The organism is Bacillus sp. BB51/4 (assembly GCF_008368845.1).
GTDB classification, from domain to species: Bacteria; Bacillota; Bacilli; order Bacillales; family Bacillaceae_G; genus Bacillus_A; species Bacillus_A wiedmannii.
In genome coordinates, this window is record NZ_QOSC01000035.1 from 1 (window position 1) to 14,700 (window position 14,700).

Sequence of the window (14,700 nt, forward strand, 5' to 3'; positions counted from 1 at the left end):
CATCGCGTTTCAGCGACTTTTACAATTTAACATTTTGCATTAAATTTGTCAACAACTTTTTTCTTTCGTTCCTGACGACGCTTATTAATTTACCATATTAATCATTTGTTCGTCAATACTTTTTAAAAAAATGCCAAAATAATTTTATCTTGGCATGATATAAAGCTTAATAACCACTAATGCAGCAACACCAGGTAGGCCTAATATACTTGTGATTGTTGCGGTTCCCAAGTTAATTGGAATATGAAAATCAAAATATGTTCCTACAACATTTACGATAAAGAGTAATGCTATCCCTAAAGTAACATGAAAGAGCGCTTTTCCTATAAAACGTAACGGCTTAGAAGAAACACCAAAAACAAGAAAGATAAAAACTAAAGTAAGAATACCGACAATAACAACTGTAGAATTCATTTTTTCCTCCTTATGAAAGTGATCTATACATATTTATTTGTATGGGACAAGGCGATAAAAAAGAACATTTCCCCTACGAATCCAGTTGTTTTATCTTGTTAATCTTCATTCGGCAACACTTTCTTCATAAAAACCATTAATCTTTCTTTCCAAACGAAGTAACCACTAAATATTTAATAAATAAAATAAAAGGTTCTGCTTTTTCAGCAGAACCTTTTACCATTGTTCCATTTTTACAGGACGACGTTTTGCTTCTTTTAACAAGAAGAAATATTTCGCCTCTGCTATTTTCAAAGAACAAAGTACATCTTGAGATGGTTCCACACTTTGTTCAACCATTCTCTTCTGACGTAACCATTCATTCTTCACTTTTTCTAATAGTACAATTAGCTTATCATCATACTCTTTACGCAATTTACCCTTTTTTTGAAAGAACATTTTTGTTTCTCCTCTTATACTTCTCTACGACCTTCTAACGCTTTCGACAGTGTCACTTCATCTGCATATTCTAAATCTCCACCAACTGGCAGACCATGTGCAATACGAGTTACTTTAATACCTGTCGGCTTTAAGAGGCGGGATATATACATCGCTGTAGCTTCCCCTTCAATATTAGGGTTTGTTGCTAGTATCACTTCTTGTACCGTTTCATCATGCAGTCGCTTTAAAAGTTGCGGGATATTAATGTCTTCCGGTCCAATTCCCTCCATTGGAGAAATCGCACCACGTAACACATGATATACACCTTGATACTCTTTCATCTTTTCCATTGCGATTACATCTTTCGGTTCCTGCACAACACAAACAATCGACTGATCTCGATGCGAATCATTACAAATATAACAAGGATCGCGGTCAGTAATATGTCCGCATACAGAACAATACGCTAAATCTCGCTTCGCATTCACAAGTGCTTTTGCAAAACCTAACACATCATCTTCTTTCATATCTAATACGAAAAATGCCAAGCGAACCGCTGTTTTCGGTCCGATTCCTGGCAACTTCATAAAACTATCAATTAATTTCGATATCGGTTCTGGATAATGCATATATCAGTATCCTCCTAGAACATTCCACCTGGTAAGTTTAAGCCTTTTGTAAATTTACCCATTGTAGAGTTTGAAAGTTCATCAGCTTTTTTAAGTGCATCATTCGTTGCAGCTAACACTAAGTCTTGTAACATTTCGATATCTTCTGGATCTACAACTTCTTCTTTAACTTTCACTTCAAGAATTTGCTTATGGCCATTTGCAATAACTGTGACCATACCGCCGCCAGCTGTACCTTCAACTGTTTTTTCGCCAAGTTCTTCTTGCGCTTTTGCCATATCTTTTTGCATCTTTTGCATTTGTTTCATCATATTATTCATATTTCCCATTCCGCCACGCATCATAATTAATTCCTCCTAATTATTATTACTCTTTTATTTCAATAAGTTCTTGCCCTACTAATTTTACTGCCTCTTCTATAAGAGGATCTTCTTTTTTCTCTGGGCTTTCTTCAGAATTCTCGCCTTCACGCTGTAAAAAATCTTCACGGATTTTACCCCATTCACTTTTTGGAATGGCAATCATATTTAATCTTTTACTTAACAGTTCAAATAAGGCCTGTTCCACTGTATCCATAGCTTCTCGGTTTTCGCTTGCCATTTTACAGTGAATCTCATATTGAAATGCTAAAACGTAAGTATCATCCGAAGCCGCTACCGGTTCGCTATTTTCTAATAAAACAGCAAACGCTACTTTGTTGTATGATTTGAGTCTTCCTAACAACTCACCCCACACAGCTTTTAATTGTTCTAAATCCTGACGCTTTGCTTGCTTTAACACTTCATTTACGCGTCCAACAGGAATTTTCATACTCCCTGTACGCACTGGCTTTGGTGTTGCACGTGTCTCTCTGACTTCTTGCTGCACACCAGCCGGCACACCATTCTTTTTGACTTGTTCTAACTCTTTCTCCAATTGCTGCATCCTGTTCATAATTGCTTGTAAACGATCTGCACCGTTCGCTTGCATCATAAACTGTTGACACAGTTGTACCATAACAACTTCTAAGAAAATTCGCGGATGATTTGTCCACTTCATTTCCTGTTGTCCCTTACTAAGAGTATGAATGATTTCATAGATTACTTCCGGTTGCATTTCTTCACTTAACATCCGGAATTGCTCATCTACCATTACTCGTTCCAACATATGTTCCAGTTGTGGTGAGGTTTGATATAAAAGCATATCGCGATAATAGTAAATGAAATCCTCCATAAAACGAACTGGATCTTTCCCTTTACCCATCATCTCATCTATGATACGTAATGCTCTTGATACATCATTTTCACGTATACATTCTACTAAGTTACCTAAGTATTGCTGGGAAACAGAACCTGTCACAGCTAATACATCTTCTGTCGTAACTGTCTCATCACTATAAGATATTGCCTGATCAATAAGACTAAGCGCATCACGCATACCACCTTCAGCGGCACGCGCAACAATTTGTAACGCCTCATCTTCTACTTGCGTACCTTCATTCGTCACAACCGTCGATAATCTCTCAACAATATCATTTACTGATATTTTTCGAAATTCAAAACGCTGGCAACGTGAAATGATTGTAGGCGGAATCTTATGTGGTTCTGTTGTCGCCAAAATAAAGATGACGTGTCCCGGCGGCTCTTCTAACGTTTTTAAAAGCGCATTGAAGGCACCCATAGAAAGCATGTGGACTTCATCAATAATGTATACTTTATATTCTACAGCACTTGGAGCATATTTTACTTTATCTCTAATATCTCGAATTTCATCTACACCGTTATTTGAAGCCGCATCAATTTCTAATACATCTGAAATAGATCCTTGTGTAATCCCCAAACAAGAAGGACATTCATTACAAGGTTCAGCTACCGGAGCATGTTCACAGTTGATTGCTTTTGCAAATACTTTTGCAATTGTCGTTTTTCCTGTTCCCCTCGGCCCAGAAAATAAATAAGCATGTGAAACTTTCTCTTGAAGAAGGGCATTTTGCAACGTTTTTGTCACGTGCTTTTGACCAACTACATCTTCAAATTTTTGCGGTCTCCATGTTCGGTATAACGCTTGGTATGACACGAAAATACGGCCTCCCTCAAAGGTTATTATCTTATTTATTATAACCCATTCTGTTTATAGATTCCAAAAGTTATTTTCTATACAAAAAACCCACCTTAGTATTAAGGTGAGTTTTGTATACATATATAACTGCCGTGCACCTTCTGTCGATTACGTACCATAAGCGTTACTCAAGCAGTTAGCTCGGTTCAGGCACTCCTGCGGCACACGAGAAGACCCGCTTATTGCTGCTTCCTTCCGGACCTGACAAGGTTCACGGGGTCCCGTTGCGCAGGACCCAAACGTCAACACCACTTACTTAAGGCAGACCTTACAGCAGCATAACCTCGAGAAGGGATTCGGCCTCGCTAGAGCGGATTGCGAGTATAGGGCACCGCTACCTCCCCGCTTAGCACGGCAAAGTTAAAACCAATATTCGGTTGCCTTCATTAAAAGGCATTATCAGTATAACTTGTTTTTTTACAAAATGCAAATACGTTAATTCTCGTTACTTTTCTCTAATTTTTTTATCGCTTTTCTTTTTTTACGAAGCTCTCTAAAAAAGTTTGTTAACAAAGTACCGCATTCTTCTTCTAATACACCAGCAACTACCTCGCATCGATGATTAAAGCGTTCATCCGTTAAAAGATTCATCAAAGTCCCTGCACATCCACCTTTCGGATCACTTGCACCATATACAACTCGCTTCACTCGTGATAAAACAATTCCACCCGCACACATCGGACAAGGCTCTAATGTTACATATAACGTCGCATCTTCTAAACGCCATGTCCCTAATTTTTTGCACGCCTCATCAATAGCTAATAACTCAGCGTGAGCTATTGATCTTTGTTCAGTTTCTCTTAAATTATGAGCAACACTAATTACTTCACCATCTAACACTATAACTGCACCAATCGGTACTTCTTGTATTGCCTCTGCTTTTTTAGCCTCTTCTATTGCTAACTGCATAAAATAAATATCTTGATCGTGTTCCATACCATAGTCCTTTCCCTCAAATAAAATACACTTATTTCCATTTACTGCACATGGGATAACTTTTACAAATTCAATCCACCCTAATAAAAAAGAGAGGGGATTACATATGAAGAATACTGCCTTACTCATTATCGATATGATTAATGATTTTCAATTTTCTCACGGGCCCACCCTAGCCAAAAAATGCGAAATTATAACAAACCCTATTTTACAATTAAAGAAAACAATGAAATCCTTTGGCTACCCCATAATTTATGTTAATGACCATTATCAACTTTGGAGATCTGATATTGACCAACTAATTACTCATTGTACAAATGAGTATAGTGAAAATATCATTCATAAGATTGCTCCAAATACTGATGATTACATTTTTATTAAACCACATTACTCTGCCTTTTATGAAACACCTTTAAATTCTTTATTAGGCTATTTAAAAATAGAAAATCTAATATTGACAGGAGTCGCCGGGAATATATGTATCCTCTTTACAGCTAACGATGCTCATATGAGAAATTATACACTGTATGTACCACAGGACTGTATTGCCTCTAATCATGATCAGGATAATCTGCATGCTTTAAAAATAATGGAAGCCACATTAAAAGCAAATATAGTACCGTCATCTCAAATAAAAATTAATTAATACATATATTTATTTTCTAACTTTTTATATCAAATTAACCCGCTCGCTTCCCTCCTGTGCTACAATAATTCTGTTTTGTGTTTTTAGTAGTCACGGTAAATCACTGATTGAAAGGAGGAAACAGCGTGACCGGAGTACCATTTATCACGGTTGAAGGACCAATTGGTGTTGGAAAAACCTCACTTGCGAAGGCAATTTCAACTCACATGCAACTCCACTTACTAAAAGAAATTGTTGATGAGAATCCTTTTTTAGGAAAATTCTATGAAGACATCGACGAATGGAGTTTTCAAACAGAGATGTTCTTTCTTTGTAATAGATACAAACAATTAGAAGATATTAACATAAAGTATTTGAATCAAAGGAAACCAGTAGTAGCGGATTATCATATATTTAAAAATTTAATTTTCGCATCCCGTACATTAAAGAATTCTCAATATGACAAGTACATGAAAATCTATCGTATCCTTACACAAGATATGCCTGTACCAAACGTTATCGTTTATTTAACAGCTAGCTTGGAAACATTACAAACACGAATTGCGATGCGCGGAAGAGAATTCGAAAAAAACATGGATCCAAATTACTTACTACAGCTCACAAAAGATTACGAAACAGCAATGGATACTTTTAAAAAGGATCATCCAGATATCCCAGTATTAAAATTTAACGGAGACGATATGGATTTTGTAAAAAATCCTGATGATTTAAACGTCATCCTATCCGCCCTTCAAAATACTCTCTTAAAGGAGTCGGAATAACAATGAATTTAAGGCAAAAATATGATATACCAAATGACGCAGTAATCACTATTGCTGGAACAGTAGGTGTCGGAAAATCAACTATGACAACTGCATTAGCTAACGCTTTAGGTTATCGCACATCATTTGAAAAGGTAGATTCAAACCCGTATTTGGACAAGTTCTATGCTGATTTCACACGCTGGAGCTTCCACTTGCAAGTGTACTTTTTAGCAGAACGATTTAAAGAACAAAAAAGAATTTTTGAATACGGTGGCGGTTTTGTTCAAGATCGCTCTATCTATGAAGACACTGGAATTTTTGCAAAGATGCATCATGAAAAAGGTACAATGACGGAAACTGATTATGAAACATACAAAGGTTTATTTGACGCTATGGTCATGACTCCTTACTTCCCTCATCCTGATTTATTAATTTACTTAGAAGGTTCTTTCGATGATATTGTTGATCGTATCCAAGAACGCGGACGTCCGATGGAACAACAAACACCAATTGAGTATTGGAAAGAGATGCATGGCCGTTACGAAAACTGGATTAATAACTTTAATGCATGCCCTGTTTTACGATTAAACATTAATGAATACGATATTTTAAAAGATGGTGATTCAATTGAACCAATCATTAAAAAAATTGGCCATTTTTTAAAACAAACACGTAAACTTGTAAAATAAAAAACCCGTGCATACGCACGGGTTTTTCTATTAAATTACTTCTTTTTTGTCGGAGCAATAATTTCACTCTCAGGTTTTCCAGCGTTAATACGCTGACGAACAGTACTTGTACTAATATCGTATGTTTCAGCAATCTCTTTAACAGTCATTTCTTTCCCGTTAATCACTGCTGTTAATACTTTACCTGTACGTTTTGGAGCTGCTTCTTTCTTTACAGCTGCTTTTTCAACTTTTTTTGGCGCCTCTACTTTTGTCGCAGTTTGCTTTACATCACAAGTGCAACCACAAAGTTTACGGAATGTATCATCGCTTATAATGCGTGACACATTTGCACCACTGTTTAAAATTCTATTGTTCTTACAGACAGGACATTGTACATAATATAAAGTTTTTCCATCTAAAGGAAACGTTTGTATAATAAGATCCATGTTGACTCCTTTCATATCTATGAAGATAATCATCGGAATATGAGTGTGTAATAAGGACAAAATCGCCTTACACCATACTTTATGATTGGTTTTAAAATAAAAACTCGTTACGTGTTGGTAACGAGTTCTCCAATCTCCACTTATATGCGCTGTTGTCAATTATATCTGGAGGAGGTAGAGGGATTCGAACCCCCGCGCGACTCTCGCCGCCTGTCGGTTTTCAAGACCGATCCCTTCAGCCAGACTTGGGTATACCTCCATATTGACATCAAATATAATATCAAAAGAAAAACAGTTAGTCAACCCTACTAAAATAAATTATGAGGAAAGGAAAATTTTACTTTTCCTCTCCTACATTATAGTACTGACAACGCTCATAATTACCAATCACTCATACCGATGAATGTTTATAAATTTACTTAATAACTGTTTTTCCTCCCATATAAGGGCGAAGAACTTCTGGAATTATAATTGTACCATCTTCTTGTTGGTAGTTCTCTAAAATAGCTGCCACCGTACGTCCAATTGCAAGACCAGATCCATTTAATGTATGAACATGTTCTGGTTTTCCGTTTGGCTCACGACGGAAACGGATATTTGCACGTCTCGCTTGGAAAGCCTCAAAATTACTACAAGAAGAAATCTCACGATATGTGCCATAGCTTGGAATCCATACTTCGATATCGTATTTCTTCGCTGCTGTAAATCCTAAATCGCCTGTGCACATGCTCATAACGCGATATGGCAACTCTAATAATTGTAACACGCGTTCTGCATCATTTGTTAGTTTTTCTAACTCTTCATAAGAATCTTCTGGTTTTACGAACTTTACAAGCTCTACTTTATTGAACTGATGCTGACGAATTAAGCCACGTGTATCACGGCCAGCTGAACCTGCTTCAGAACGGAAACAAGAGCTAAATGCAGCATATCGTATAGGCAGTTGCTCTTTATTTAAGATTTCATCACGGTGCATGTTCGTTACAGGTACTTCAGCTGTTGGAATTAAGAAGTAATCTTCACTTTCAATACGGAATGCATCTTCTTCAAATTTCGGAAGTTGTCCTGTTCCTGTCATACTTGCACGGTTTACCATATACGGAGGTAATACTTCTTCGTATCCATGCTCGTCAGTATGAAGATCAAGCATAAAGCTAATTAAAGCACGCTCTAATCTCGCGCCAGCACCTTTATAGAATACGAAGCGGCTTCCTGTTACCTTCCCAGCACGCTCAAAATCTAAAATTCCTAAATCTGTAGCAAGATCCCAATGTGGTTTTGGTTGATAAGCAAATTCTTTCACTTCTCCCCAAGTACGTGCTACTACATTATCATCTTCTGTTTCACCAACTGGAGCAGATTCATGAGGAATATTTGGAATAGATAACATTAATCTTTCTAAATCTTCTTCAACTGTACGAAGTTCATTATCAAGATCTTTTACTTTTTCTCCAACTTCACGCATTTCTAGAATTAGAGCTTCTGCATCTTTCTTTTCGCGCTTCAATACAGAAATTTGTTGAGATACTTCGTTACGTTTACTTTTTAGTTCCTCTGTTTGAACAAGTAATTCTCTTCTTCTCGTATCCAGCTCTTCAAAGCGACCAAAATCAGTTAAATCTTCGCCTCTATGCTGTAACTTTGCTTTTACTTCTTCAAAATTTGTACGTAAAAATTTAATATCAAGCATTATATACTCCTCCTTTTATTTTATAAAACACAAAAAACTCCCGTCCCTATATAAAGGGACGGGAGTTAACCCGCGTTGCCACCCTAGTTGAAAGCATTACCGCCTTCCTCTCAAGTAGAAATAACGGCTCTTCACCGGGAATGTTTACTAATCATAAAGATATTCCACATTCCATTCCAGGATGGATTCACAAACTGTTTCTATCGATTTCCACCAACCATCGACTCTCTATAAGAAACGGCATTTGTTACTACTTCCTATCAACACGCTTATTTTATAAAATTGTTACCATCAATTTACTATAATCTTATACAAGTTGCAAGTTACTTATACAACTTTTTTCATTTTCGCTTCTTTTACCATTTCTACAAAGTATGCTGTGACACGATGATCATCCGTTAATTCCGGATGGAATGAAGCAGCTAAAAACTGATTTTGTTTTACTGCTACCATTCGGTCACCATGTGTAGAAAGTACTTCAACATCATCAGCTACATTTACAACATACGGAGCACGGATAAATACACCAATAAATTCTTCTCCTACACCTTTAATTGAAAGTGCGACTTCAAAGCTATCTTTTTGGCGTCCGAACGCATTGCGTTCTACTGTAATATCCATAGCACCAATATGTGCTTCTTCATAGCCAATAAGTGTTTTTGCAAGAAGAATCATACCTGCACATGTACCAAACATTGGTTTACCAGACTTCGCGAATGTACGAAGTGGTTCCATGAAAGCATACTTATCAATAAGACGGCGCATTGTTGTACTTTCACCGCCTGGTAAAATAAGACCATCAATCTCTTCAAGTTGCTCTACACGCTTTACAACAACAGCTTCTGCACCACTTGCTTCAACTGATTTTATATGCTCACGAACTGCACCTTGAAGACCTAGTACACCGATTTTCACCATTTTAAAGTTCTCCTTCAATTACCATCCACGCTCTTGCATGCGTTGTTCTGGTAATAACGTTGAAATTTCGATACCTTTCATTGCATTACCTAATCCTTTAGAAAGGCTTGCAATTAGTTCGTAATCCTCATAATGAGTCGTCGCTTCAACGATTGCGCGTGCAAATTTCTCTGGATTTTCTGATTTGAAGATACCAGATCCTACGAATACACCATCCGCACCAAGTTGCATCATTAACGCTGCATCTGCTGGTGTTGCTACACCACCTGCTGCGAAGTTTACAACTGGCAAACGACCAAGGCGTTTAATTTCAAGTAGTACTTCATAAGGAGCACCAGTGTTTTTTGCATATGTCATTAACTCATCTTCACGTAGACTTGCAACTTGACGGATTTCTGCATTGACTTGGCGCATATGACGCACTGCCTCTACAATGTTTCCTGTTCCTGGTTCACCTTTTGTACGAAGCATAGATGCACCTTCTGCAATACGACGCGCAGCTTCTCCGATATCACGGCAACCACATACAAACGGAACTGTGTAATCACGTTTATTTAAATGGTATACTTCATCAGCAGGAGTTAATACTTCACTCTCATCGATATAGTCTACCCCTAATGATTCTAATACACGTGCTTCTACAAGATGACCGATACGGCATTTTGCCATAACCGGAATTGAAACAGCGCCCATAACTTCTTCAACAATTGTTGGGTCTGCCATACGAGAAACGCCACCTGCTGCACGAATATCTGCTGGTACACGCTCTAGTGCCATAACAGCAACTGCGCCTGCCTCTTCTGCAATTTTTGCTTGTTCAGCGTTAATTACGTCCATAATAACGCCGCCTTTTTGCATTTCTGCCATTCCACGTTTTACACGTTCTGTCCCTGTTACATTTGTCATGTTACAAAAACCCCCCTAGGTGAATTGCTTTTCCCCGTTAAAGGCGAAAATTAAGAATACTCTTACATTCTACCACTAACTATCAGATGCTTGTCTACTACTTTTTCATAAAGTCGGTATGAAAAATAGGAATAAGAAAAAGCCCCTACAATGAGGAGCTTTTAAAACCAACCTTTTACTGTATCAACAGCACTATTCCATATACCACTAAAGAAAGAGCCAATTCCGCGCATAGAGCGAGTAAACCAATTCGCTTCCTCTACTGCAGACGTTGTTACAAGATCTATTTGTAATGACTTACCAGATAAAAACCCAGGATCATTCGCATCTTTTGGTGTGATTACCATTTGGCCAAGTGCAGCTCCCTTTTTAATAGGTGCTTCTTGTCCCTTATTTGCTTCTTTTAATTCTGTTTTATAAACATCTTTACTTCCTTTTGGCACTGGAAGTGAAACAGCTTGTTTTGTTTGAACTGCTACATCTTTATCTTTAGCATTTTCTACTCGTACTGTTTCTTGTCCTTTTACTGAAGAATCTTTTTTATACAGTTTCTTCATTTCAAAATTAGCAAATCCATAATCATATAGTTTCTTTGTCTCATCAAAGCGTGCATCACGAGACTTCGTTTTAATAACTACAGAAATAAAACGCATACCATCTTTTTCAATTGTACCAGTGAAGCAATCCCCTGCTTCTGGAGTTGAACCTGTTTTCAGGCCATCTACACCCGCATATACCTTAGATAAACCTGGTAACATCCAGTTCCAGTTAATCATGTCAATTCGATCCGTAGTACCTTCACGGAACGTCTTTTTTGAAATTTTAGCTGTATCTAATGTTTTAGGGAAATCTTGAATAAGGCGTTGTGCTAAAATTGCTACATCTCTCGCAGCCATTTTATTTTCTTCATCCGGAGTTGTTCCTTCAGGATGCTGTCCTTTTAAATCTTTGTTTGTTAAGCCAGTAGAATTTACAAACTTGTAAGTTTTTAATCCAAGCTCTTTCGACTTATCGTTCATCATTTTTACAAAGTCTACTTCTTTTCCAGCAACTGCTTCAGCTAAAGCTATCGTTGCACCATTAGCAGAATAAATTGCCATTGCCTCATATAACTCTTTTACTGTATAAGAATCACCGTTTCGTAGCGGCACATTCGATAATGAACGATCTTGCGAAACTTTATACGCATATTCAGAAACCTTAATTTTTTGATCCCACTTAAGTTTTCCTTTATCCACTGCTTCATGAACTAAATATTCACTCATCATCTTTGTCATACTAGCAATTGATAATAATTCATCTGCATTCTTTTGATATAAAATTTTCCCAGAATTCGCTTCAACTAAAATTGCTGCACCTGCTTCAATGCTTAAAGCAGCTCCTGTTTCTGCTGATGCATTGCTATATGGTAACAACATACTACAAGCTAGTGTAAGCATTGTTACTAAAGCAATGAATCTTTTGCAAAACATACCTTTCACTTTTGCTACCCCCAATATCTATGTACTCACATAACCGTTATTCTAACATAATCAAAAAAAAATAGACAGAGATATCAAATCTCCGTCTATTTGTATATAAGACATTACAATGAGTAGTTTGGAGCCTCTTTTGTAATTTGTACGTGATGAGGGTGGCTTTCACGTAAACCAGCACCTGACATACGAATGAATTGTGCATTCTCACGTAAGAATTCTAAATTCTGCGCTCCGCAATATCCCATACCGGCACGTAATCCACCAACTAATTGATGAACTGTATCTGCTAAAGGTCCTTTATATGGTACTCGACCTTCAATACCTTCTGGAACAAGTTTTTTATTTCCTTCTTGGAAGTAACGGTCTTTACTTCCTTTTTCCATCGCTCCGACAGAACCCATACCACGATATACTTTGAATTGACGACCTTGATAAATTTCAGTTTCTCCAGGGCTTTCAGCAACACCAGCAAACATACTACCTAGCATAACAACGTGTGCTCCTGCTGCTAAAGCTTTTACCATGTCACCAGAGTACTTAACACCACCATCAGCAATAACTGGAATACCGTGTTTACGAGCTTCTGTTGCACAATCATAAACTGCTGTTAATTGTGGTACACCCACGCCAGCTACAACGCGTGTCGTACAAATAGAGCCTGGTCCAATACCAACTTTAACTACGTTTGCACCTGCTTCAATTAATGCTTTCGTTGCTTCAGCAGTAGCAACATTTCCAGCGATAATATTTAGTGATGGATATTTCGCACGAACTTCTTTCACTTTATCAATAACACCTTGAGAATGTCCATGAGCTGTATCAAGTACGATTGCATCTACGCTAGCTTTTACTAATGCGTCGATACGAAGCATTGCATCAGCCGTTACACCAACCGCTGCTCCAACTAATAAGCGTCCTTGCTTATCCTTCGCAGAATTTGGGAATTCAATTACTTTTTCAATATCTTTTATTGTAATAAGCCCTTGTAATACACCGTTGTTATCAACGAGAGGGAGTTTTTCAATTTTGTACTTTTGTAGGATCTTTTCAGCTTCTTCCAGCGTTGTACCAACTGGAGCTGTAATTAGCTTTTCTTTTGTCATTACGTCGGAAATTTTGATTGAGTAGTCTTGGATAAAACGCATATCACGGTTTGTAATAATACCAACTAATTTTCGCTCGTCTAAATTATTTACAACCGGTACACCTGAGATACGGTATTTTCCCATAAGATGCTCTGCATCATACACTTGATGTTCTGGAGTTAAAAAGAAAGGATCTGAAATAACGCCACTTTCAGAACGTTTTACTTTATCAACTTGCTCCGCTTGTTGTTCAATAGACATGTTTTTATGAATAATTCCTAAACCGCCTTGACGAGCCATTGCAATAGCCATATCAGCTTCTGTTACTGTATCCATTCCTGCACTAATTAACGGGATATTTAACTGTAAGCTTTCAGATAAAACTGTTTTAACACTTACTTCTCTTGGTAGTACATCTGACTTTGCTGGTACAAGTAATACGTCATCAAAAGTCAAACCTTCTTTAACAAATTTAGATTCCCACATAATTGTTCCCCCCATGATACCAGAAATTATTATTAGTAGCTTATCAATTGGTTAAAATACTGTCAAGGACGTATATATATGTTAGAATTTTTAGACAATAAAAGGAGCGTAATATATGCATCAAACACATTGTACTTGGCAGCAATTAAGTTTCTTCTTTTCATCTCAAAATGTTCAACGTTATCTTGCCCGTTGCTATGAAAAATCCTCCATACAAGATGCTGAAAAAAAAAGTTTCGAAAATTGTTATCCCTTTATTTATTACTTAGAACACGGGAAAAACTATTATGAATTATATAAGGTGGCCCCCTTTTCGATTCAGCCAATGTTATTGTTTTATGGAATGAGCCAACTTTTTAAAGCCTGCTTACTAACTATTGATCCTAACTATCCAGAATCCACTACTGTTTTAGCTCATGGTGTTACGACTCGTAAACGAAAAAAACAGGGGTATCAATTTTTAGAAGATGAGGTGAAGGTACAAAAAAATGGATTATTTACTCATATTGCAGAACAGCTGTTTCACATGAAACACTTAGAAGCAGAGAAGTTTAACATGCTAGATCTAATGGGAAATATTCCTGAATTACAAAATTTATTTCGCTATAGTCAAAGAGGGGCCACTTTATATAAAATCGATTCAACAAATACAAATGAACTTTTCTTTTCGGCCAACATACTAGATCGACTTCATATGACTACAGAAAGATTTTCACGTTACATTGAATCAACTTGTAAGCATTTATCCATACAACATGTCTCCGGGAAAACGAGCGAATCGAATCTGCTTTTTACAGCTCCTATCCAGTCGTGGAACCCTATATATAGTACGCCTTTATACTACGAATATCTTGCTGATACTTATTACTTACCAATTCCAATTGACCCGAGAAATCCTAAACCAGTATTACCTGAACTTCTTGTTCATTATTTATTGCTCTACAATTTAAGTATGATTTCTAGATACGAAACAGATTGGTGGTATGATTTACTTGGGAGCTATGGCTCTGAAGATTATCCATTTATTTATCAATTTCTTACTATTTCTGCTCAAAAAATCCCTTACTATATTTCGTCTTTTTTACTAACAGAACCGAGCCTATTTCATGGGAAATAAAAAAACACAAGTCAAAAG

16 protein-coding genes, 1 tRNA gene, 1 other RNA gene and 1 other annotated feature are annotated in these 14,700 nt (G+C 37.1%); of the genes, 4 read left to right on the forward strand and 14 right to left on the reverse strand.

From position 1 onward, the window contains the following. Positions 1 to 144: 144 nt before the first annotated feature. From DN392_RS29465 to tadA, 7 genes are all read right to left on the reverse strand, one after another. The gene (locus tag DN392_RS29465; protein ID WP_001089486.1) at positions 145 to 414 is read right to left on the reverse strand and encodes a pro-sigmaK processing inhibitor BofA family protein; all 270 of its coding nucleotides are present in this window, start codon (positions 412 to 414) and stop codon (positions 145 to 147) included. 216 nt (positions 415 to 630) lie between these two features. Beyond that, a complete protein-coding gene (locus tag DN392_RS29470; protein WP_000466020.1) occupies positions 631 to 852 on the reverse strand; it encodes a YaaL family protein in 222 nt (73 codons plus the stop codon). Positions 853 to 866: 14 nt separating this feature from the next. Next, a complete protein-coding gene (gene recR / locus DN392_RS29475; RefSeq protein WP_000559168.1) occupies positions 867 to 1,463 on the reverse strand; it encodes a recombination protein RecR in 597 nt (198 codons plus the stop codon). A 14-nt stretch (positions 1,464 to 1,477) separates the two neighbouring features. Beyond that, entirely contained in the window at positions 1,478 to 1,804 is a 327-nt protein-coding gene (locus DN392_RS29480) for a YbaB/EbfC family nucleoid-associated protein (RefSeq protein WP_170771173.1), read from the reverse strand. A 25-nt stretch (positions 1,805 to 1,829) separates the two neighbouring features. After that, on the reverse strand, positions 1,830 to 3,518 hold the full coding sequence (dnaX, locus tag DN392_RS29485) for a DNA polymerase III subunit gamma/tau (RefSeq protein WP_000121581.1): 1,689 nt from the start codon (positions 3,516 to 3,518) through the stop codon (positions 1,830 to 1,832). Positions 3,519 to 3,650: 132 nt separating this feature from the next. Continuing rightward, positions 3,651 to 3,915: signal recognition particle sRNA large type (gene ffs / locus DN392_RS29490), an RNA gene on the reverse strand. Positions 3,916 to 3,995: 80 nt separating this feature from the next. After that, positions 3,996 to 4,496 carry a tRNA adenosine(34) deaminase TadA gene (tadA, locus tag DN392_RS29495; RefSeq protein WP_088321508.1) on the reverse strand — a complete coding sequence of 167 codons (501 nt, stop codon included), beginning with the start codon at positions 4,494 to 4,496 and terminating at the stop codon, positions 3,996 to 3,998. A 106-nt stretch (positions 4,497 to 4,602) separates the two neighbouring features. On the opposite strand from tadA, the gene DN392_RS29500 reads away from it, so the two are divergent. The 3 genes from DN392_RS29500 (at position 4,603) to DN392_RS29510 (ending at position 6,574) form a co-directional block, all read left to right on the forward strand. Beyond that, entirely contained in the window at positions 4,603 to 5,142 is a 540-nt protein-coding gene (locus DN392_RS29500; protein WP_000798743.1) for a cysteine hydrolase family protein, read from the forward strand. Between the two features lie 125 nt (positions 5,143 to 5,267). Then, entirely contained in the window at positions 5,268 to 5,903 is a 636-nt protein-coding gene (locus tag DN392_RS29505; protein WP_000148206.1) for a deoxynucleoside kinase, read from the forward strand. Positions 5,904 to 5,905: 2 nt separating this feature from the next. Continuing rightward, positions 5,906 to 6,574, forward strand: coding sequence for a deoxynucleoside kinase (locus DN392_RS29510; RefSeq protein ID WP_001053583.1), 669 nt, complete (start codon positions 5,906 to 5,908; stop codon positions 6,572 to 6,574). Positions 6,575 to 6,609: 35 nt separating this feature from the next. On the opposite strand, the gene DN392_RS29515 is transcribed toward DN392_RS29510, so the two are convergent. The 7 genes from DN392_RS29515 to guaB form a co-directional block, all read right to left on the reverse strand. Beyond that, on the reverse strand, positions 6,610 to 7,002 hold the full coding sequence (locus DN392_RS29515) for a sigma factor-like helix-turn-helix DNA-binding protein (protein ID WP_000364198.1): 393 nt from the start codon (positions 7,000 to 7,002) through the stop codon (positions 6,610 to 6,612). Positions 7,003 to 7,168: 166 nt separating this feature from the next. Next, positions 7,169 to 7,261 (reverse strand) — tRNA-Ser (locus DN392_RS29520). 156 nt (positions 7,262 to 7,417) lie between these two features. Then, entirely contained in the window at positions 7,418 to 8,692 is a 1,275-nt protein-coding gene (gene serS / locus DN392_RS29525; RefSeq protein WP_088321507.1) for a serine--tRNA ligase, read from the reverse strand. 51 nt (positions 8,693 to 8,743) lie between these two features. After that, positions 8,744 to 8,965, reverse strand: a binding site (T-box leader). 54 nt (positions 8,966 to 9,019) lie between these two features. Next, positions 9,020 to 9,610: a pyridoxal 5'-phosphate synthase glutaminase subunit PdxT gene (gene pdxT / locus DN392_RS29530; RefSeq protein ID WP_000238774.1), complete on the reverse strand. Its 591-nt coding sequence runs from the start codon at positions 9,608 to 9,610 to the stop codon at positions 9,020 to 9,022. Positions 9,611 to 9,628: 18 nt separating this feature from the next. Further along, positions 9,629 to 10,516, reverse strand: coding sequence for a pyridoxal 5'-phosphate synthase lyase subunit PdxS (pdxS, locus tag DN392_RS29535; RefSeq protein ID WP_000186157.1), 888 nt, complete (start codon positions 10,514 to 10,516; stop codon positions 9,629 to 9,631). Positions 10,517 to 10,677: 161 nt separating this feature from the next. After that, positions 10,678 to 11,988, reverse strand: coding sequence for a D-alanyl-D-alanine carboxypeptidase family protein (locus DN392_RS29540; protein ID WP_131233790.1), 1,311 nt, complete (start codon positions 11,986 to 11,988; stop codon positions 10,678 to 10,680). 113 nt (positions 11,989 to 12,101) lie between these two features. Then, positions 12,102 to 13,565: an IMP dehydrogenase gene (gene guaB, locus DN392_RS29545; protein ID WP_000264076.1), complete on the reverse strand. Its 1,464-nt coding sequence runs from the start codon at positions 13,563 to 13,565 to the stop codon at positions 12,102 to 12,104. Between the two features lie 115 nt (positions 13,566 to 13,680). Between guaB and DN392_RS29550 the strand changes: the two genes are divergently transcribed. Further along, on the forward strand, positions 13,681 to 14,682 hold the full coding sequence (locus DN392_RS29550; RefSeq protein WP_071742855.1) for a YaaC family protein: 1,002 nt from the start codon (positions 13,681 to 13,683) through the stop codon (positions 14,680 to 14,682). Positions 14,683 to 14,700: the final 18 nt, after the last annotated feature.

Bases quoted from the DNA above. Each gene is read 5' to 3' on its own strand.
- DN392_RS29465 (WP_001089486.1), bottom strand. From the start codon at position 414: ATGAATTCTACAGTTGTTATTGTCGGTATTCTTACTTTAGTTTTTATC.
- DN392_RS29470 (WP_000466020.1), bottom strand. From the start codon at position 852: ATGTTCTTTCAAAAAAAGGGTAAATTGCGTAAAGAGTATGATGATAAG.
- recR (WP_000559168.1), bottom strand. From the start codon at position 1,463: ATGCATTATCCAGAACCGATATCGAAATTAATTGATAGTTTTATGAAG.
- DN392_RS29480 (WP_170771173.1), bottom strand. From the start codon at position 1,804: ATGCGTGGCGGAATGGGAAATATGAATAATATGATGAAACAAATGCAA.
- tadA (WP_088321508.1), bottom strand. From the start codon at position 4,496: ATGGAACACGATCAAGATATTTATTTTATGCAGTTAGCAATAGAAGAG.
- DN392_RS29500 (WP_000798743.1), top strand. From the start codon at position 4,603: ATGAAGAATACTGCCTTACTCATTATCGATATGATTAATGATTTTCAA.
- DN392_RS29510 (WP_001053583.1), top strand. From the start codon at position 5,906: ATGAATTTAAGGCAAAAATATGATATACCAAATGACGCAGTAATCACT.
- DN392_RS29515 (WP_000364198.1), bottom strand. From the start codon at position 7,002: ATGGATCTTATTATACAAACGTTTCCTTTAGATGGAAAAACTTTATAT.
- serS (WP_088321507.1), bottom strand. From the start codon at position 8,692: ATGCTTGATATTAAATTTTTACGTACAAATTTTGAAGAAGTAAAAGCA.
- pdxT (WP_000238774.1), bottom strand. From the start codon at position 9,610: ATGGTGAAAATCGGTGTACTAGGTCTTCAAGGTGCAGTTCGTGAGCAT.
- pdxS (WP_000186157.1), bottom strand. From the start codon at position 10,516: ATGACAAATGTAACAGGGACAGAACGTGTAAAACGTGGAATGGCAGAA.
- DN392_RS29540 (WP_131233790.1), bottom strand. From the start codon at position 11,988: ATGTTTTGCAAAAGATTCATTGCTTTAGTAACAATGCTTACACTAGCT.
- guaB (WP_000264076.1), bottom strand. From the start codon at position 13,565: ATGTGGGAATCTAAATTTGTTAAAGAAGGTTTGACTTTTGATGACGTA.
- DN392_RS29550 (WP_071742855.1), top strand. From the start codon at position 13,681: ATGCATCAAACACATTGTACTTGGCAGCAATTAAGTTTCTTCTTTTCA.